Consider the following 18,532-nt stretch of genomic DNA (forward strand, 5'->3'; position numbering starts at 1 on the left):
TTTTATAAAGTATGACTAAAGATTATGCACTTGGGTATGTGCGGTACGCACGCTCAATATTTTTAGCCTGCTTTTTAGAAATGCCTAAATGAGCAAGCGCTACACGTAAACGCGCACGTGATAAGTCTGAGCCTAAAATTTCCATTGCATCAAGTACTGAGGTAGATGATGTTTTACCAGTGATTGCTACAAATATTGGCTCTAAAAAGTCTTTAATTTTAAGCTCGTGGAATGTAGCAACTTCTTTTGCAATGGCAAAAATAGCTGGCTTATCAAAACTACGCAAACCTTCAAGCTGCCATACAAAAAACTGTAGCGCTTGGCGTATTACGTTTTCGTCAGCTTTGCCCGCCGTTAACAGTGCTGGGTCGTAAGTTGGAATGCCGCCTACAAAATGCCCTGCTAAATCAACCATGTCCGAAAGCGTATTTATGCGCGTTTTAGCTTCTGGCAATACTTTAGCTAGCATTTCGCCATTAAACTTCCAATCAACAAAGCGCTGTACAAGCTCTTCATCTGTTAGGTTTTCGCGGATCCACATGCCGTTTAACCAGCTTAGCTTATCAACATCAAATACAGGGCCACCAAGTGATACACGCTTCATATCGAAGTGTTCAATCATCTCGTTAAGAGTGAATTTTTCACGCTCATCTGGCATTGACCAACCCATACGGCCTAAGTAGTTAAGCACGGCCTCTGGTAGGTAACCCATTTCTTTATAGTAATTAATAGAAGTTGGGTTTTTACGCTTAGAAAGCTTTGATTTATCAGGATTACGCAGTAGTGGTAAATGCCCTAGTACGGGTGCTTCCCAACCTAAATCTTCATAAAGTTTTAATAGTTTAGGTGCTGAGTTAATCCACTCTTCGCCACGGAAAATATGGCTTATTTGCATGTGGTGGTCATCCACTACGTTTGCTAAAAAGTACGTAGGGAAACCATCGGCTTTTAATAGCACTTGCATGTCTACGTTTTCCCACGGGATCTCAATTTCGTCGCGTAGGTAGTCGTTAAATTTAAAAGTGCCTTCGCTTGGTATTTTCATACGAATAACGTAAGGCTTGCCTGCAGCTAGGTTTGCTTTAATTTCATCTTCGGTGAGGTTTAAGCCACGGCCGTCGTATTTAGGGCGCAGACCTTCTGCCATTTGCTCTTCACGCATTTGGTCAAGCTCTTCGCTGGTTGCAAAACAGTAAAATGCTTTACCTTGCTCAACTAATTGGTGTGCGTATTTTTTGTATAAATCGCTACGCTCTGATTGACGGTAAGGGCCAAATTCGCCACCTACGTCAGGGCCATGATCCCACTCAAGACCTAACCAACGTAAGCTATCCATAATCGCTTGTTCTGACTCTGGCGTGCTACGAACTTGGTCTGTATCTTCAATACGAAGCACAAACTCGCCGCCTTGTTGTTTAGCAAAACAGTAGTTAAATAAAGCAATATAAGCGGTGCCAAGATGCGGGTCACCTGTTGGAGATGGGGCAACACGAGTACGGATTGTCATGATAATGTCTCTTTTAATAAGTGAGATAAAAATTAAGGGGGTCGTTTAAGCCGCTACTTTGTTTAAGTAAGCAATAATATCGTTAGATTCGTATAGCCACTCTACTTGGCCATTTTTTTCTATACGAAGGCATGGCACTTTAATTTTGCCGCCTTGCTCTAACAGCTCTTGACGAAATTGTTGATTGTTTTTTGCATCACGCGTTTCTATTTTTAAGCCTTCGCGCTTAATTGCACGGCGTACTTTTACGCAAAACGGGCATGCTTTAAATTGATAAAGTTTAAATTGTGAGGTTTGCTGATCAAGCTGCGCTTGCACATCGCTTGCACGCTTTTTACTGCGAGGAGTAAATACAAAATTAAAGAATAAAATTATACAACCTAAAAACCAACGAACGAATTTCATGTTTTGTGCCTGCCTACAACAATTTAAGGAGCCAGATTTTAGCACAAATTTACAATCAAAAAAGCTCAATACTATTATCGGTGGTCACTTCTTCATTTACCTCAAGCTCGCTATAAGCGGTCACTTTATTACGGCCGCTATTTTTAGAATGATACAGCGCCATATCGGCTTGGTTTACGATACTAGATACAGTATCAATACTTGCCAGCTCTAAAAAGCCAATACTAATTGTAAGCTGCCCAACTTGCGGAAAAGGATACTCAGCAATATTTGAGCGCAAACGGTTAAGTGCTATATGTGCTTGTGCCTCGGTTTTGGTTTGAAATAACACCGCAAACTCTTCGCCACCATACCTAAATACGTAGTCTTCTAGCCTAAAGTTATTTTTTAACAGCCGCGCCACAAGTAAAATAACTTCATCGCCTATTACATGGCCGTAGCTGTCGTTTACGCGTTTAAAGTGATCGATATCTGCAATGGCTAAATACCATCGTCGCTTTTCGTTGGTATCATCACGGGGTAATAAAAAGCCTTTGCCTGAGACAATTTCGATCACTTTTTTATCAAAGGTTTGTCTATTTAAAAGCTCGGTTAAAGGGTCTAATCGCGATTTATGTAATAGCCCTAGCTGGTTGGCATAAATATTTAAAATATGCACGGCGAGCATTGTGGTGGTTTGCGCTAACTCTTTTGTGGTTTCTATGAGTAATATGCCAATTACTTTACCAAAGTAATACACTGGCACATACGTAGTTACTACACCTAAGGCGCGGCTTACTCTTATTTTGTTTTGGGTTACTTTATTAAGCAGCGCTAAGGCTTCGTTAGACTCTAATACTTCAAGGCGGGTGTGGGTGTTTATAAGCGTAGGCGGTAATTGCGCACTAAAGTGCTTATTAATATAAATAGCAAAATTTTCAACTTCGAGTAGGTCGCCAATAATCTGCACTAATGATGCATCTAAATCACTTTCTTCTTCTTGCTGAGTTAGACTGATTATCCATTCGTGCCCGCAATTGTTTGCCTTCATTAGTTTGCCTAAACTGTTTTAACTTCAATCAGTTTAGACAAAATCATCAACTTTGCTAATTAATTAACCAATACTTTTGAATTAGGTCGCATTGAGCTATGTGGATTAAAGTTTGTTTTAGCTAAGCGTTATTAATTCGCAGCGCGAGCTTTGTAACTTAGTGAGCTCAATAACTACTGCGGTATTATTTAATAACTTACATACAGCAGAGCCTAAAACAGCCTATGCTTTGCATTTATGCTTTGTATTTATGTTTTTGTACAACCCGTTATTCTAAACACAACATAGGCTCTGCCTTGCTTAAATACCTAAATCCAGCCGCAATACTAATAGCCAATGCGCGCTATTTTAAAAAGCTAAAATAAAACTAAAGCAAAACTAAGTCGTCTCTGTGTAGCACCACAGCGCCACTATCAAAGTCGAGTAGTTCGCCTATTTGCTCTGAGTGAGCGCCTTTAATTTTATTTACTTCAACCTGGTTAAAACGTGTTAACCCTCGTGCAATAACTTGGTTGTTGGCGTCTATTAAATCTATTAAGTCGCCCCGCTCAAAACGGCCAAATGCATTCGTTATGCCTTTTGCCAGCAGGCTTGCCCCTTTGTTTTGTAGCGCCGTAATAGCCCCTTTATCAATCATAATTTGGCCGGTACTTTTAGGCCCTGCCATTAGCCATTTTTTACGACCATCTTTTGGCGCAGTAAGTTTTAAAAACCGCGTGCCGGGTAATTGCTCACTCATGCATTTTAAAATAACGTTGTTGCCAGCGCCTTTTGCAATAATAACCTCTACCCCTGCGCGCCTTGCTACGTCGGCGGCTTGTAGTTTTGTGGCCATACCGCCGGTACCTAAACTTGTACCGCTACCACCAGCCAGTTGGCGTAACTCATCGTTTATATGAGTGACTTCGTCAATCAGTTTTGCATCGGTATTTGTGCGCGGATCGCTGGTAAATAAACCTTCTTGATCGGTAAGCAGTAATAGCTTATTGGCATTAGCTAAAATAGCCACCAGCGCCGATAAATTATCATTATCGCCTACTTTTATTTCGGCGGTTGCTACCGCGTCGTTTTCATTAATAATAGGCACCACATCGTGGCTTAATAACGCATTTAAGGTATCGCGCGCATTTAAATAGCGTTCGCGGTCATCTACGTCTGCACGGGTAAGCAGCATTTGCCCTACGTTTATGCCATACAAGGCAAATAAGCTTTGCCAAATATGTATAAGCTGGCCTTGCCCAACGGCTGCCAACATTTGTTTATCTATTAGGCCGCGGCCACAGGGTTTAATAAGTTGTTCGCGCCCCGCAGCAACCGCGCCACTTGATACTAATATAACTTGGTGGCCTTGCTTTTTAAGTTCGCTACATTGGCGAACCAGCTCAACCATATGGGCTTTATCTAACTTATCGGTGCCGCCGGTTAGTACACTTGTACCAAGCTTAACAACAATTACCTGTTCCCTACGCATTATTATTTACTATTAAAATGAAAGATAAATAAACTTATACCAGCTCGGTATTTTTGAACAAGTTAAAATTATTCATGCTAGGATCGGCGTTAATTTAATTTGATAAAATTTCATTTATGCCAGCCAGTTTATGCCTAATTATTGCTACCTTTTTATGGGGTAGCTCCTTTATTGCACTTAAGTATGCTATTGCCGTTTACGACCCTGCACTAGTTATATTTTTACGCATGCTAACCACCTTAGTTTTATCGCTGTGTTTATGGCGTTATGTAATTAGGTTTGAGTATTTAAAAGGCGATTGGAAGTACTTATTAGGTATGTCGCTCGCAGAGCCATGCTTGTACTTTTTATTTGAAGGCCACGCAATGGAATACACCTCGGCCTCTCAGGCGGGAGTTATTGTTTCGTGTTTGCCTATTATTGTGGCGTTGATGGCGTTTTTTATGCTTAAAGAGTATATAAGTAAAGCCATTGTGATTGGGTTTACCCTGTGTATTGGCGGCAGTATTTTACTTACTTTGCTTTCACCAAATACCGATCAGGCCCCTAATCCATTATTGGGTAACTTTTTAGAACTTATGGCCATGGTATGCGCGGCGTTTTACACCATTAGCATTAAGCACTTAGCCAATCGCTACTCGCCGTTAACGCTAATTGCTTTACAGGGCATAAGCGGCAGTGTGTTTTTTGCACCGTTTTTATTTTTTATCGACTTACCAAGCGAAAACCAGCATGACCTAACCGCCCTTATGAGCATTTTGTATTTAGGCTCGTTTGTCACCTTAGGTGGCTATGGTATGTATAACTATGCAATTGGCAAAGTGTCGGTATTAACGGCTGCGGCTTATTCAAATTTAATTCCTATTTTTACGCTTATTTTATCGGCCATTATTTTGGGTGAAGTACTCGATTTTTGGCAATGGGTGAGTATATTTGTTGTTTTTGCAGGGGTGATGATAAGCCAACGACATCAAGAGCTGGTGGTAGACATACCGCTTAATGACGCTGGCGATGACCCTATCAACTCAGCCGATACAAGCCATCTTAAATCAGTACCCGATGCCAGCGAGTCAAAAGGGTAACAGGTTAATAAATAAAGCCCTGGGGTTTGTAAAAATGCCTGCTGGGATTGATGAATTACCTCAATCCCCTTCACTTTATAATGCTGTATTACGCCGCTTTGCAGCTGCAGCGTAAACGTTTCACCCACTTTGGTGTGTTTTAAAAATGCAAAGTGGGTATCGTTGTGACCCGCTATTAACGCACCGCCATGTTTATCTCCAAGCTTTGCCCCTGGTAAAAAGTGGCTTGGTGCAAATGCTAAATTACGACCACTTGCCCCAGCTAAAACGCTAAGCACTTTATTATACTTAGGCCAGTTAAGCTGCGCGGTTACAAAGCTGTCGGCGTAAAACCACGGTTTAACACGAGCGTGTGGCGTAATAAGCGCCTCTTGCCAGGCCTGCTCTATTAATACTTGGGCAAGCCATGCCTTAGCTTGCATATAAGCACCATGAGAAAACAGCCCCAGCCCGGCGATTAATAAGCCCGCACTTAGCCACTTTTTCATTTAAGCCCTCGGTTTATTTTAAACGCGCCATAGCCAAGTAATAAAATGCAGCCCAGCAATATGTACAGTCGGCTTTGCCCATCGGTTTGTGGTAAACGCATAGCCAGTCCTTGTGGCGCTGCGTTCTTAGCCAGTGCCGTTTGCTTTGCAGGCTCGTTAATTTGAGTGTGTTCAATAGCTATAAAAGCAGTAAACGGGCTCAGTAGTTGGTGTGTAAGCGCAAGCCCCTGCACCTCATTTTTAACTGACTGAAGGTCATTATACAAAAGCAACGATTTAATTTTTTGGCGCGCCCACAGCTTATCAATCCCTTTTGCGCTGGCGCTATTTTGTGCGCTTAGCTTTATATTTAAAGGGCCTTGAGCGGTTTGCCCACTAAGCGTAATTTGATTTGTATCATTTAGTTTTATAGCCACCATTATTGGCTCGCCAAAATATAAATCGGGCAAGGGAGATGGCCAAAAATCTAAATTGTGAGTGCTTTCATCGCGCAGTGCTAAATTAGTGATAGCGGGATGAGCAAGCTTATCAAATAACTGCTGCATTTTAGGCTGCACCTCATGGGTGCTGCCAATAAACGTAAATGACCCTTTACCTATATCAGCTGCGCGGCGCATAAAAAAGCTATTGGGTGCACTGCCAATGCCTACAGTAAATAAGCGGCTATCACCCAATTTATGCTGAATATTTTTAAATAAGGCATCTTCGTTACTTACACTGCCATCCGTTAAAAACACCACTTGGCGTACAAAGCCTTCAAAGCTGCTGCCATCAAGTACCGCATCAAGCGCACCTTGTATTTCGGTACCACCATCGGCCTCTAGGCTATAAATAAAGCGCTCAGCGCGGCGTAAGTTAAAGTCACTAGCAATAAGGGGTTTATCGCTCATGGGGGTAACCACGTTATCAAAGCCAATAATGTTAAAGCTGTCGTCGCTATCAAGCAAAGACAGCGCATAAAACAGGGCCTTTTTAGCTTGCTCCATAGATTGCCCGTGCATAGAGCCTGAGGTATCTACAACAAACACCATTTCGCGTGGTAGGCGCTGCGTTTGTGTAAAGTGATCTGCTGGCGGCATAAGCATAGCAAGCCCGTATCGGTCGCCGTTTTCAAACTGCTGGGTAAAAAATGCTGCTTGTGCGCTTTCTTTTTGCAGCGGTTTAAACTCAAGTACAAAGTCGCGATTGGCCCCCGTTTGCTCATTTAAAGCAACCGTATATTGCCCAAAGGCCGGATTTTGTACTTCTACACGATGAAATTTAGACGTTATATCTACAAGCTCTAAGCCTACATCTATATCAATATTTAAACTAAATTGGCTGCTTGGCGCCTCACTGTGCTGCGTTTTGCTATACACAGGGCTTAACCACCCCTGAGGAGCATGGGTTAGGCTAGTTTGCTCAGCTTCAATATTTGCGCTTATTGTGTGATAGCGCGGCGTAATAGTACTTGGGAAGCGAATAGCAAATGTGCCATTGCTATAATCAATGATCTCTTGGTATTCAAGCTCTATCACAATTTGCTCGCCAGGGCCTATATTTGCCACGTTAGTAATGAACATATTAGCGCGCTGCTGGCGTACAAGTGCGGCTTGCTTGCCTGCATTTTTAGCTGCCTGATACTTTTTTTCGGCCTCTACTTTTTTATCTATTTGGCCTTTTATGACTCGCTCACCTATGCGCATCGTCATCGCATGCACGGCGCTTTCATCAGGTAGCGGAAACACATAACGCGCATTTACCGCAAATGGATTTTCGTTTTGATAAGTTTGCTTAACAACCACGTGATTTATCAGCCCGGTTAGGGTCATGTTAGCATCGCTTTTTAATATAATTGCCGGCGCGACAGATGCGCCGCGGCTGTCAAAAAGTTCAAGCTTGGGCGACTGTGCACGGCTATTAAAACTAACCAGAAGCACAGCCACTAAGAAAATAAAAATGCTTACTTTAGTAAGCATTTTGGTTGGGTTACTCAACATAAAATCACTCCATCGAACGCTTAACTTTACTCAAATAAAAGTGGCTTTAGTTACTTGCCGTTTGGCCATTTACTGGGTTTATTGAGCGGGTAGTAAGTGTTACGCGTCGATCAAAAAAGTTATCTTCTACGGTATTGCTGCGCGCTAATGTTTGTTGCTCGCCAAAAGCGTGCGCACTTAAACGTGTATGGCTAATACCGTGCTTTATAAGGTAACTTTGCACTGCGTTTACACGTTTTTTAGACAATAAAAGATTCGCTTGCTCATCACCACGCTGATCGGCAAAGCCACTTAAATCTAATGCTAGTTGCGGCTGATTTTTTAACAGCACCACAAGCTGGTCTAACTGCGTAGCAAAGTGCGGGGCAATAGCACTTGAGCCTGTTTTAAATTGTACTGTCATGGCAAGTAAGTTATTTATTTGCGATTGTGTTAGTTGCTCATTTTGATTAGTTAGTACATCTAACTGCTGCTCTAGCCTATTGTTTTGATTAAGTACCTGTTGGTAGTCACTGGTTTTTTGCTGCATCACTGTTATTGCTCTCTGCTGCTGGGCAATTTTGTCATCAGCTACTTTTGAATCACCAATTACCCCCCCGGCAAATGCGCCAATAAAAGCACCAATTGGCCCACCAACGACACCACCAATAATAGCGCCTGTACCTAAGCCAATGGCGGTTTCTTTATGTGCTTCTTTAGAAGGGGTGTTGGCGGCTGCTGCAAATGCAGGTGTACACACTGTAGCTACTAGCGTTAATGCGATTAATGTCTTCTTCATAATGTAATCCTTAAACTTGTTTTAATTTGTGATGTTTTGTTTTGATGGTTGTATTAAAACAGCTGCAAGTGGCAACAAAGGGGAGCAAAAATGGCAAACCGCTGAGCAATTGTGGCAAAAAAATGGCAATTGCCTTTTTAAGCGTACATAACTGAAAAACTTCGATATAGTGCGTTTTAAAATAAATAAGGGTGAGTAGAATGAAAAAAATAGCCATCATTGAAGATGAAACCGCCATCCGCGAAAACTATATTGAAATGCTTAGCGCCCAAGGTTACCAAGTGAGTGGTTTTGCTAACCGTGTCAGCGCAGAGATTGCATTTAAAGACGCCCTACCCGATTTAGCCATTGTTGATATTGGTTTAGGCCACGAAATAGACGGCGGTTTTTTGCTTTGCCAAACCTTGCGTACGCTTTCTAAAACTCTGCCTATTATTTTTTTAACCGCCCGCGATAGCGAAATAGATACTGTGTGTGGCCTGCGTATGGGCGCCGATGACTACCTAACAAAAGATATTAGCTTAGCCCACTTGGCTGCCAGAATAGGCGCGCTATTTAGACGCATGGAAGCGCTTGAGCAACCCGCCGATGCCAATGCATTAATTACACGCGGCCAGTTAACGCTCGACACCCAGCGCATGCAAGTATTTTGGCAGCAGCAATTGGTTGATTTAACCGTGACCGAATTTTGGATGTTGCACTCACTTGCGCAGCGCCCAGGCCATGTAAAAAGCCGTAACGATTTAATGAGCGATGCAAAAATTTACGTAGACGACAGCACTATCACTTCGCATGTAAAACGCATTCGTAAAAAGTTTATCGCCCTTGATAACAACTTTGACTGCATAGATACGGTGTACGGCATGGGCTACAGGTGGGAACAACGCTAATGTTACGATTTGGCCTGCGCAGTAAATTTATATTACTGTCGTGTTTTTTGTTTTTACTGCCTTGGCTAGGCTACGAGTACGTGTGGGAAATGGAAAAGTTTTTACGCCAAGGCCAAGAAAAAACCCTCGTAGGCACCACACGGGCGCTCGCCACCGCCCTGCATGAACGCCCAGCCCTTTTTGATGAGCAAACCAACTTTTTAGATCAGGTAGTAAAAGGGCGCGACTTATATGCGTACAATCTTAAAAATGCCATTCAACTCGATGGCAAACTGAGCGACTGGCAAAGCTATCAACCACTCTTTTGGCATTACGATAAACGCTATTTACAAAAAGCAGACAAGGAGCATAAAGCTGAGGATTTATCGTTTGATCATATGGTTGGAAAATTTGATAACTATTTATATGCCGTGTTTAAAGTAACTGACGATCACCTTGTATATCGTGCTAAAAATAGTTTAAGCATTACTAATAACGACCATTTAATACTTGGCCTAAAAAGCCCAGCCGGAAATTTTAATACGTACATTATTGCCCCACGCCAAGATGGCTGGGTAAATGCGTTTGATGCTAATACCAAAACACCGTTTACAAAAATTCAGGGCTATTTTATACGCACTGAATCGGGATATAACGTAGAGCTGCGCTTTCCTATAAATATGCTTGGTAACAAGCTAGGCTTTGCCGTGGTCGATATTGACACAAAAAAAGCGTCGCTCGATTTTAAAACAATGTCGACCTCTAATTTAAATAACCCAAGCGATTTAGGCTCGGTATTGGTGCCCTCACCAGAAATTAACCGAATTTTAAAAGGTATGGGTCACAGTGGTAGCCGTATTTGGGTGGTTGATAATCATCATCGCGTATTAGCGCAGTCAGGCACAATTCAAAATGCCGATGGCGTATGGGCCGACGGCCTTAAAAACCAGCCGCCTAAAAATGCCTGGCAACGCTTTGAGCAAACGTATTTGCACCCGCTTTATTATAAAATTTTAACTCGCCCCGAAAACGAATTTTTAGATACCCTGCACGATGTTGCCTCAATGCAAGGCACGCATTTAGCTAAGGCACTGAAGGGGCAACCAGCGTCGTCTTGGCGGTTAACCCCCGACAGTAAAGCCGTTATTTTATCGGCGGCTTACCCTATTTGGATAGAAGATAAAGTGATTGGCGCAGTAATCGCCGAGGAAACCACTAACGGTGTACGCACCCTGCGTAATAAATCGCTGGAAAAGCTTTTTAACGTTATTTTAGCGGTGATGCTAATTGGCACCGTTACGTTGTTCTTTTTTGCCTCGCGTATTTCGAGCCGCATTAGGCGACTGCGCGACACCGCAGAGCAAGCCATTGATGCCCAAGGGCGCATTACCGGCAGTATTAATTACAGCGACTCAAACGATGAAATAGGCGACCTTTCACGAAGTTTTGCCAATATTGTTGGCCGCTTAGGCGGGTACACTAATTATTTAGAAAATATGTCATCGCGGTTATCTCATGAGCTACGTACACCTGTGGCTGTGGTTCGCTCTTCTTTAGAAAACCTACAAAGCTTGGAGCAAAATGAGCTTAGCCAAAAATACCTAGAGCGAGCTAGTGAAGGGGTTGAGCGCTTAGGTAAAATAATAACCACCATGAGCGAAGCCACGCGCCTTGAACAAAGCATTCAAAGCAACGAGAGCGAGCCGTTTGATTTACAAAAAGTAATTAATGGCTGTATGCAAGGCTACCAGCTTACTTACCCAGAGCAGTTATTTGAGCTTGATGTATGCCAAAGCGCTTTACCTATGCAAGGTGCCCCCGAATTTATAGCTCAGCTACTTGATAAGCTTATTAATAATGCGCTGGAATTTAGTGAAGCAAATACGGCTATTAATGTAGATCTTAAGCAGAGCGAAAATAAAGCAATATTAACAGTGAGTAATACAGGCCCCTCTCTTCCTGCAGGGCTAACTGAGCATATTTTTGATTCTATGGTGTCGGTACGCAGCCAGCAAATGCAGCAACAGCCGCACTTAGGTTTAGGGCTTTATATTGTAAGGCTGGTGTGTGATTACCATAAAGGCAGTGTCACTGCGCAGAATAATGAGCGCGGTAATGGCGTGGTGTTTAAAGTAACCCTGCCTTTACAAAGCTAGGCTGTGCATAAAGTGGCGCCCTGCTGAGCCGCCCTTATTTTTTGCACATCGATTACAAATTACTACAACTTAAAATGTAACTATTCACTTTTAATTCAGTCAGACAGCCATACCCTGAACGCTAATTAAGGAGAATAGATCATGAACAACCCACTTGAGCGTGAAGAGATCGAATTTATTTTTGATCTATACAGGCCCCAAGAGCAAGCACCTAGCTTGCCTTCAGAGCCTGCCACCTCTACATATAAAAACTTACGACAGCCAGAACAAGTTAAAAACGAAGGCGTGTCTGAATACCTCAGCTAGGGTATTGCCTATTGCGTTGCTTGCTCGTTTTGTAAAAACGCTTTAATGCAGTTTATTTCTGCCAGTTTTACCTCTTCGCCTATTTCTGGGCCTTTTTTGCCATTTTTAAGTGCAGTTTGTACTACCTGCTTTTTATCCATTTTTTGTAATTCATTAAAAATTGCACGCAGCTTAGCCCCTTGCGGATAGGGCTTATTTACAAGTGTTTCTCCGCGCCCTTGCGCATCACATTGGCATGCTTGGGTAAACGCAATAAATCGCTCTGGGTGCACTAATGCATTTAAATTAGTAACAATTAATTTATGAATCGTTTGCGGCCTTAATTGCTCAAGCGTATGGCATAAGGTGTGATTATCGCTGGTGAGTACGCCAATATCGCGAAAACGATTAGGCACTTTTAAACGCTCACAAAACTTTTCTACTACGGCTACCCCTTCGCGTTCATGGCCGCGTAAATTACCGCGTTTTTTAAAGCTCAAGGCCTTACCAAAATCATGGGTTAATGCCGCAAACCGTGTTTCTAAATTAAAGTTTAAATCGGCAGCGCGCCTAAGTACCAACATAGTATGAACAAACACATCGCCTTCAGGGTGGTGGTTTGCAGGTTGCGGCACCCCTTGCATACTCTCTATTTCTGGGAAAATACCTAAGCCATGTAGTGCTTGGAAATACAGTTCAGGGTGTTTTTCACCCAGCGCTTTTTCGGTTTCGAGCCAGACGCGCTCGGGCACTAAATGATTAAGCTCACCTTTGTTTTTAAGCTCACGCATTAATGCATAAGTACTTGGGTGAATACGCCATTCGCTTCCGTAGCGTGCTAAAAAACGCGCTATGCGTAATACCCTTACCGGGTCTTCTACAAAGGCTTCTGTGGTGTGGCGCAGTATTTTATTGTGCAAATCGCTTTGGCCATTAAAAGGGTCAATAACGGTGCCGTTTTCATCAAGTGCCATTGAGTTTATGGTTAAATCGCGCCGTGCTAAATCTTCTTCAAGGGTGACATTAGGGCTGGCATCTACCACAAAGCCGGTATAGCCTTTACCGCTTTTTCGCTCGGTGCGACCCAAGGCGTATTCTTCTTTTGTTTTTGGGTGTAAATAAACCGGAAAATCACTTCCTATAGGCACAAAACCAAGCGACTCCATAGTTTGGGGTGTTTCGCCTATAACAACATAGTCGTTATCTTTTGATGCTATATTAAGTAGCTGGTCGCGTACCGCGCCACCAACAAGGTAAACTTGCTTAAGGTTGTGTTTCACTGTTTATCCTAATCACACTGGGTGGTTATTTGATGTCGATCATACCATTAAAATCACCATAGTTTGCCAAGCTTAAGCAAGCTCATTACAATAGCGCTTTATTTTAAGCAATAGCCTTATACTCAATGAAAAATCATTCATCAAAAAAAGAACTTATGCTACTGCCTATATTACTTGTGGTTATTGTAATGTGCGTGGCGGGTCACTTTTTACTACAGGCTAACTTTCAAGATAGCAACATGGTTGAATACATGTTGGCAGCGCTGCCCTTTGCGATGTTTGGCCTAGTTATTGTGGCATTTAAAATGGCAGCTAAAAGCGAAGCCAATGAGCAAAGCGAGCAAGACTCTTAATTTTACTGTTAAAGAATATAATACCCAAACCAATCTGGTTTTATTGGTTGAGCATGCCCACTTGGTGTAAGCTTAATATTTAGTTGGCTGTCTAGCAGGTCTATAGCAAAGCAGTCATCTACATCATGTAAATCATCTTTATGAATATGGCTAAGGCCTGCAAGCAAATCGCTTTTAGCGCGCTGCTTGGCCTCTGCTGAGCTACTGGCAACATACAATGCAAAGTCGTGTTGCTCTGCCATAGAGTCGCTTCTGTAAGCGCCTAAATTAACAAAATACAGCTGCTTATTTTGCTCAACGTAGGTATCAACGACTTCTACTTTATAACCGTCGATATGGTTAATTGCCATGTAGCTGTCCATATGCACATTGTTTTTATCGCCCACCCATTGGCTTTTTAGCTTTGAGTAGGTTTGCTCAATGCTTTGCCCTACGACAAAGCGAATATCGTGCATTTCTATGTGGCAGCCTTGAATTCGCCCGCCTAGATACACCATAAATAACTGCATTTAATAACCTTACTCTTAAATTACACTAAATTATCGACATCAATATTGTGTTTTTTTATTAACTTATAAAAATCCGAACGATTACGTTTGGCAAGCTTTGCGCCTTCGGCTACGTTACCGCCGGCCATTTTGAGGGTGTTTATTACATAATCGCGCTCAAACTCTTTTTTGGCATCATTTAGAGAAAGCGGCTCTGCACTGGCTTGGTTTGAGTTAAGTGCGTTTAACACTAAGTGTGCAGAAATTACCTCGCTGGCGCTCAATGCGACCACTTGCTCTACAACATTTTGTAACTGGCGTATATTCCCAGGCCAGTCGTAACGTACCAGCGCATGCATGGCATCGTTTGCAAAGCGCTTTTCTTTTTGGTTCATACGTTTAGCAATACTTGCGCTAAAGTGCTGAGCGAGCAGGCTTATGTCTTCTCGGCGCTCACACAGCGGCGGTAATTTTAAATTAACAACATTTAGGCGGTAGTATAAATCTTCCCTAAATTGTTGATTGCTAATCGCATCGGGTAAATTTTTGTGAGTGGCCGATACAATGCGCACATCAATAGGAATTTCTTCTTGAAAGCCCACCGGGCGTATGGTTTTTTCTTGTAGTACACGCAGTAACTTAACTTGTAAATTAAGCGGCATATCGCCAATTTCATCTAAAAATAAGGTGCCGCCTTGAGCTTGCTGAAATAAACCTTGGTGATCTTTCACCGCCCCTGTAAATGCGCCTTTTTTATGGCCAAATAACTCTGACTCTAAAAGCTCCCCAGGCACTGCGCCACAGTTAATGGCCACAAAAGGTCCTTCGCTTACATGGCTGTGTTGATGAATCGCCTGAGCCAGCAGCTCCTTACCTGTGCCGCTGGCGCCTGAAATAAGCACATTTACTTGGGTTGGCCCCAGTAACTTTACTTGCTCAAGGAGGTGCAACATAGCGCCACTGCGCGTTACTATATTGCTTTTTTGGGGCGATTCTTCTGCGTTTACGCCATGTATTTCAATGGCTTTGGCTAGGCTGTCAAACAGCTCGTCTTTATCTACCGGTTTTGTAATAAACGCAAAAATACCTTGTTTTGTCGCCTCCACCGCATCGGGTATAGAGCCATGCGCAGTCATCATTATCACCGGCAGTGCTGGGTAGCGGCTTTGTAATTGGCGATGTAAGGCCATGCCGTCCATTTCGTCCATACGCAGATCTGTTATAACTGCATCAAACACTTGGTTTTTAAGAATTTGTAATGCAAGTATGCCGCTTTCACAGGTTGTTACGTCATACCCTTTAGACTCGATTCTTAGCGCGAGTAATTTAAGTAAACTTGCATCGTCATCAACGAGTAATACTTTTGCACCTTGTGGTGTGTGTGTTGCCATAATTACTGCTCCTTAGTGTCTTCGCGTAGTAACAGCTGCTGCTCTATGGTGGCTAAAGACGATAACGTTTGCTGCATTTTGTCATTTAACGCCTGTTGCTCTTTTAGGGCATTTATCTGCCGAGTAACATGCTGCTTTTGAAGCCATAAATATTGTTTTATTGGCTCAGGCCAGAAGTAGGCTAAATCGAGTTTTTGTAATCGTGTCATCACCTCCTCTGGTGCACTTGAGGTGTTAACACACATGAATTTAAAAAAACGTTTTAGCTCTTTTTCACCTAAATAAGTATGTAGGCTTGGCTTTACTTTAAAACCGCCACATTGATTAGCATGCCATGCAACAACACGTTCTGCGCTGGGGTAAACGGGGTCACTTTTAGGGCGCTTTTTAGGATTTGGCACCGTATTTTTTGCAGGCTCAACCTCCTGCGACACTGCTGCTGTTTGTGTGTTATTTGTTTCACACCCAGCTAAAACAACCGTACTACTGAGCACACATAAAATAGCTATTAAACGCGTACGCATGCTATTAAACTCCTTGATTAATTAAAGGTATTTTTATTGTAAATAAGCAGCCTTGGGGCTGGTTATGCTCAACACTAAGCTGGCCTTGCAATTGCTCAACCGACTCTTTTACTATGGTTAAACCTAAGCCACTGCCTTGCAGCGTAACATCTTTATTATGCTTGCCTTGGTAAAATGCGCTGAATATCTGGGTTTTTTCTTGCTCTTTAATACCACAGCCTTCATCGCGCACTTGTATTGTTAGTAGCTTTTGCTCAAGTGCTAAGGTTACATCAACACTTTGTCCTGTATTTGAAAATTTTAACGCATTAGAAATGAGCTGAATGAGGGTCATTTCTATCAGCTCTGCGGGTAATGCAAGTGGCTGTTTTGTTATGCTGTTGTGCCAATTTAAGCGTTGCTGCTTAGCCGTTAAGCGGTGCTCAAAATGGCTGTTTATTTTATTTATTAAATTGCCAAATTCGACTTCGCTAACGCTGTCTTTACTGGTTCTGATAGCGTTATAACTAAGTAGGCTGTCAATCATAGTACGCAGACGCACCATAGATTGGCTAATAAGCTCCAGTACGGCTTGCTGCTCTTTTGTAATGGGGCCGACTATTTCATCGCTAAGTAAATCGGTGCCCTCGACCATTGAAGCCAACGGCGTTTTAAGCTCGTGGGTTACATGGCGTAAAAAGGTATCTTTTTGTTGCTCAAGCATATGTAGCTGCTCTTGCACCCATTGTAGTTTTTCGCCTAATTCCACGAGCTCACTTGAGCCTTGCACTGCAATTTTTTGCTGCCAGTGGCCTTGTCCTAGTCCATCTATTACCGACGTAAGCCCTTTTAAGCGCTTACTTATGCGCCATAAAAAGCCCCCGCCCACTAGTAAAGTAAGCGGAATAAGCGCCACTAACCAGTTGATAAACGAGCTTTGTAAAGTACTTAATTCACTTTGGTTGTTTTGTATTTGCGCTGCATTCGTATCGCGCAACCACACCGTAAGCTCAGCCACTAAATCGCTAATAGGCACAAATAATGCAGCATCTTGTTGGTTATTTTCAATTAAAGCTTGATGAGTGCTACGCAATGTTTTTGCTAAGCGGCGCCACTGCATAGTGTATTGCTGTGTGGCACTGGCTTGGCTGAGCGTGTCGATTGTTTGTAAGGAGGATTGCCATTTTTCGTTTATTAACGTGTCGAGCGACTCGCTTTTTAACACCCAGTTTTGTCGCGTTGCCCGCTCTAGGCTATTAAGCTCTTGCTTTAAAAAATTAAACGACTTAGTAACTTGGTAATTATTACTGACAATAAGCTGGGTAACAGCGAGCTGTTTGTTTAACGCATTTAAAAAAACAATAACCACCAAACTAAGCGGCAGTAACGACAGCAGCATACTAATTATAAACTGACCTATTAAGTTAGGCCGCCAATTAAGCATTGCACGATACTTTTTAGCCAACGTTACAGGCATTATCATTTCCTTTTATTATTTTAAGCGCCCTATTTTAGTTACTTACCTTATACTCTCGCTGAATCAACTTCTATGTTTAACCCAATATACCCTCCTGTTGCCATTTAGCAACACACTAAGCTATTGATAACTATATTAACGACTAATAGCACGTACCGCCTGTTGCAAAAATAACACACATTTAAGTAAAAAATTCCGACCAGCGCCCCATAAAAAACATAAGCCATTGATTTTAAATACCTATTTAAATTGGCACCATTTTTGTAATAGTGAGTGCAACTTTAATCAATAAGGAAATTAAATGAACAACCGCTTTTTAGTAATTTTACCCATGCTGGCTTTTGGGTTTATGGGCACAGATGCAATAGCTATGGACGTTCAAGCTACATTTAATGAGCTAGATAAAGACAGTAACGGCACACTTAGCGAATCAGAAGCGGGTGAAGATGCCGTACTACACGAAAACTTTTCACAAATAGACACTAACCAAGATGGCCAGTTGTCGCTAAGTGAATTCAAAAAGTTTATTCAGTAAATTCATTTAATTAGGGAACATGATTATGAAACAACTTATCGCAGCATTTGCATTAATGTTTTTAGCCATTAGCGCCACGGCTTTAGCCTCTTCTGTCAACATTCGCTTTGCTCATTTAGACAAAGATATGGATGGAGCAGTATCGCTTGCAGAAGCCAAACAAGATAAAGAAGTAATGAGGCAATTTGCCGATTTAGACGAAAACCAAGACAAGAAAATTTCTAAAGAAGAGTTTCAAAATTTTAAACCTTGATTGTGATTAAGCGCTTTAATAACAAACTCAATAGTAACGATGTTTAAATCTTTTTCTCTGGCTAGAAATTTTAAGCCGTTAGCGCTAAAACGAGCTGCTTAAAATAGATTTATTATCCACAGCTGAAGTTAATTAAGTTTTACTTAAGCTTTTACCTAGTAAGGTAGGTTTCAAAAGCATTTGCCATAATCCCTGAGGGAAT

At 42.2% G+C, this 18,532-nt stretch carries 19 protein-coding genes; 7 read left to right on the forward strand and 12 right to left on the reverse strand.

Annotated elements, in window-relative coordinates:
• Positions 1 to 22 precede the first annotated feature (22 nt).
• From gltX to proB, 4 genes are all read right to left on the reverse strand, one after another.
• Entirely contained in the window at positions 23 to 1,507 is a 1,485-nt protein-coding gene (gene gltX, locus EJ103_RS12950) for a glutamate--tRNA ligase (RefSeq protein WP_024033164.1), read from the reverse strand.
• Positions 1,508 to 1,552: 45 nt separating this feature from the next.
• Positions 1,553 to 1,912, reverse strand: a complete 360-nt coding sequence (locus tag EJ103_RS12955) for a glutaredoxin domain-containing protein (RefSeq protein WP_004586118.1) — start codon at positions 1,910 to 1,912, stop codon at positions 1,553 to 1,555.
• A gap of 55 nt (positions 1,913 to 1,967) precedes the next feature.
• Entirely contained in the window at positions 1,968 to 2,942 is a 975-nt protein-coding gene (locus EJ103_RS12960; RefSeq protein WP_024033165.1) for a GGDEF domain-containing protein, read from the reverse strand.
• A 367-nt stretch (positions 2,943 to 3,309) separates the two neighbouring features.
• Positions 3,310 to 4,413 (reverse strand): glutamate 5-kinase, encoded by a 1,104-nt coding sequence (gene proB / locus EJ103_RS12965; RefSeq protein WP_126008018.1) that lies wholly within the window; start codon positions 4,411 to 4,413, stop codon positions 3,310 to 3,312.
• Between the two features lie 116 nt (positions 4,414 to 4,529).
• Between proB and EJ103_RS12970 the strand changes: the two genes are divergently transcribed.
• Positions 4,530 to 5,495, forward strand: coding sequence for a DMT family transporter (locus tag EJ103_RS12970; protein WP_004586115.1), 966 nt, complete (start codon positions 4,530 to 4,532; stop codon positions 5,493 to 5,495).
• Here EJ103_RS12970 and EJ103_RS12975 read toward each other — a convergent pair.
• The 3 genes from EJ103_RS12975 to pdsO are packed head-to-tail and all read right to left on the reverse strand — an operon-like array spanning position 5,384 to position 8,740.
• Entirely contained in the window at positions 5,384 to 5,983 is a 600-nt protein-coding gene (locus EJ103_RS12975; protein WP_126008020.1) for a class GN sortase, read from the reverse strand. The genes EJ103_RS12970 and EJ103_RS12975 overlap by 112 nt on opposite strands.
• Positions 5,980 to 7,962, reverse strand: coding sequence for a marine proteobacterial sortase target protein (locus EJ103_RS12980; RefSeq protein ID WP_126008022.1), 1,983 nt, complete (start codon positions 7,960 to 7,962; stop codon positions 5,980 to 5,982). Before EJ103_RS12980 ends, EJ103_RS12975 begins: the two co-directional genes overlap by 4 nt.
• Positions 7,963 to 8,008: 46 nt before the next feature.
• A complete protein-coding gene (pdsO, locus tag EJ103_RS12985) occupies positions 8,009 to 8,740 on the reverse strand; it encodes a sortase-associated OmpA-like protein PdsO (protein WP_126008024.1) in 732 nt (243 codons plus the stop codon).
• 200 nt (positions 8,741 to 8,940) lie between these two features.
• On the opposite strand from pdsO, the gene pdsR reads away from it, so the two are divergent.
• From pdsR to EJ103_RS20165, 3 genes are all read left to right on the forward strand, one after another.
• Positions 8,941 to 9,630 (forward strand): proteobacterial dedicated sortase system response regulator, encoded by a 690-nt coding sequence (gene pdsR, locus EJ103_RS12990; RefSeq protein WP_004586111.1) that lies wholly within the window; start codon positions 8,941 to 8,943, stop codon positions 9,628 to 9,630.
• Positions 9,630 to 11,765 (forward strand): proteobacterial dedicated sortase system histidine kinase, encoded by a 2,136-nt coding sequence (gene pdsS, locus EJ103_RS12995; RefSeq protein ID WP_126008026.1) that lies wholly within the window; start codon positions 9,630 to 9,632, stop codon positions 11,763 to 11,765. Before pdsR ends, pdsS begins: the two co-directional genes overlap by 1 nt.
• Before the next feature lie 141 nt (positions 11,766 to 11,906).
• Positions 11,907 to 12,071, forward strand: coding sequence for a hypothetical protein (locus EJ103_RS20165; RefSeq protein ID WP_024033174.1), 165 nt, complete (start codon positions 11,907 to 11,909; stop codon positions 12,069 to 12,071).
• Between the two features lie 8 nt (positions 12,072 to 12,079).
• Here the strand turns inward: EJ103_RS20165 and EJ103_RS13000 are convergent, their stop codons facing one another.
• The gene (locus tag EJ103_RS13000) at positions 12,080 to 13,330 is read right to left on the reverse strand and encodes a multifunctional CCA addition/repair protein (RefSeq protein WP_029773901.1); all 1,251 of its coding nucleotides are present in this window, start codon (positions 13,328 to 13,330) and stop codon (positions 12,080 to 12,082) included.
• Between the two features lie 125 nt (positions 13,331 to 13,455).
• On the opposite strand from EJ103_RS13000, the gene EJ103_RS13005 reads away from it, so the two are divergent.
• Entirely contained in the window at positions 13,456 to 13,683 is a 228-nt protein-coding gene (locus EJ103_RS13005; protein ID WP_004586108.1) for a hypothetical protein, read from the forward strand.
• An 8-nt stretch (positions 13,684 to 13,691) separates the two neighbouring features.
• Here the strand turns inward: EJ103_RS13005 and EJ103_RS13010 are convergent, their stop codons facing one another.
• Genes EJ103_RS13010 through EJ103_RS13025 form a run of 4 tightly spaced genes read right to left on the reverse strand, consistent with a single transcriptional unit; the run spans position 13,692 to position 17,542 of the window.
• Entirely contained in the window at positions 13,692 to 14,192 is a 501-nt protein-coding gene (locus EJ103_RS13010) for a DUF1543 domain-containing protein (protein WP_126008027.1), read from the reverse strand.
• 20 nt (positions 14,193 to 14,212) lie between these two features.
• A complete protein-coding gene (locus EJ103_RS13015) occupies positions 14,213 to 15,562 on the reverse strand; it encodes a sigma 54-interacting transcriptional regulator (RefSeq protein ID WP_055252807.1) in 1,350 nt (449 codons plus the stop codon).
• Between the two features lie 2 nt (positions 15,563 to 15,564).
• Entirely contained in the window at positions 15,565 to 16,086 is a 522-nt protein-coding gene (locus EJ103_RS13020; RefSeq protein ID WP_024033179.1) for a hypothetical protein, read from the reverse strand.
• 4 nt (positions 16,087 to 16,090) lie between these two features.
• The gene (locus tag EJ103_RS13025) at positions 16,091 to 17,542 is read right to left on the reverse strand and encodes a HAMP domain-containing sensor histidine kinase (protein WP_126008029.1); all 1,452 of its coding nucleotides are present in this window, start codon (positions 17,540 to 17,542) and stop codon (positions 16,091 to 16,093) included.
• A 301-nt stretch (positions 17,543 to 17,843) separates the two neighbouring features.
• Between EJ103_RS13025 and EJ103_RS13030 the strand changes: the two genes are divergently transcribed.
• On the forward strand, positions 17,844 to 18,077 hold the full coding sequence (locus EJ103_RS13030) for a calcium dependent protein (protein ID WP_004586103.1): 234 nt from the start codon (positions 17,844 to 17,846) through the stop codon (positions 18,075 to 18,077).
• 25 nt (positions 18,078 to 18,102) lie between these two features.
• Positions 18,103 to 18,330, forward strand: a complete 228-nt coding sequence (locus EJ103_RS13035; protein ID WP_004586102.1) for a hypothetical protein — start codon at positions 18,103 to 18,105, stop codon at positions 18,328 to 18,330.
• The last annotated feature ends 202 nt before the right edge of the window (positions 18,331 to 18,532 follow it).

The sequence above is a fragment of the Pseudoalteromonas sp. Xi13 genome (assembly GCF_003952205.1).
Lineage (GTDB): Bacteria > Pseudomonadota > Gammaproteobacteria > Enterobacterales > Alteromonadaceae > Pseudoalteromonas > Pseudoalteromonas atlantica.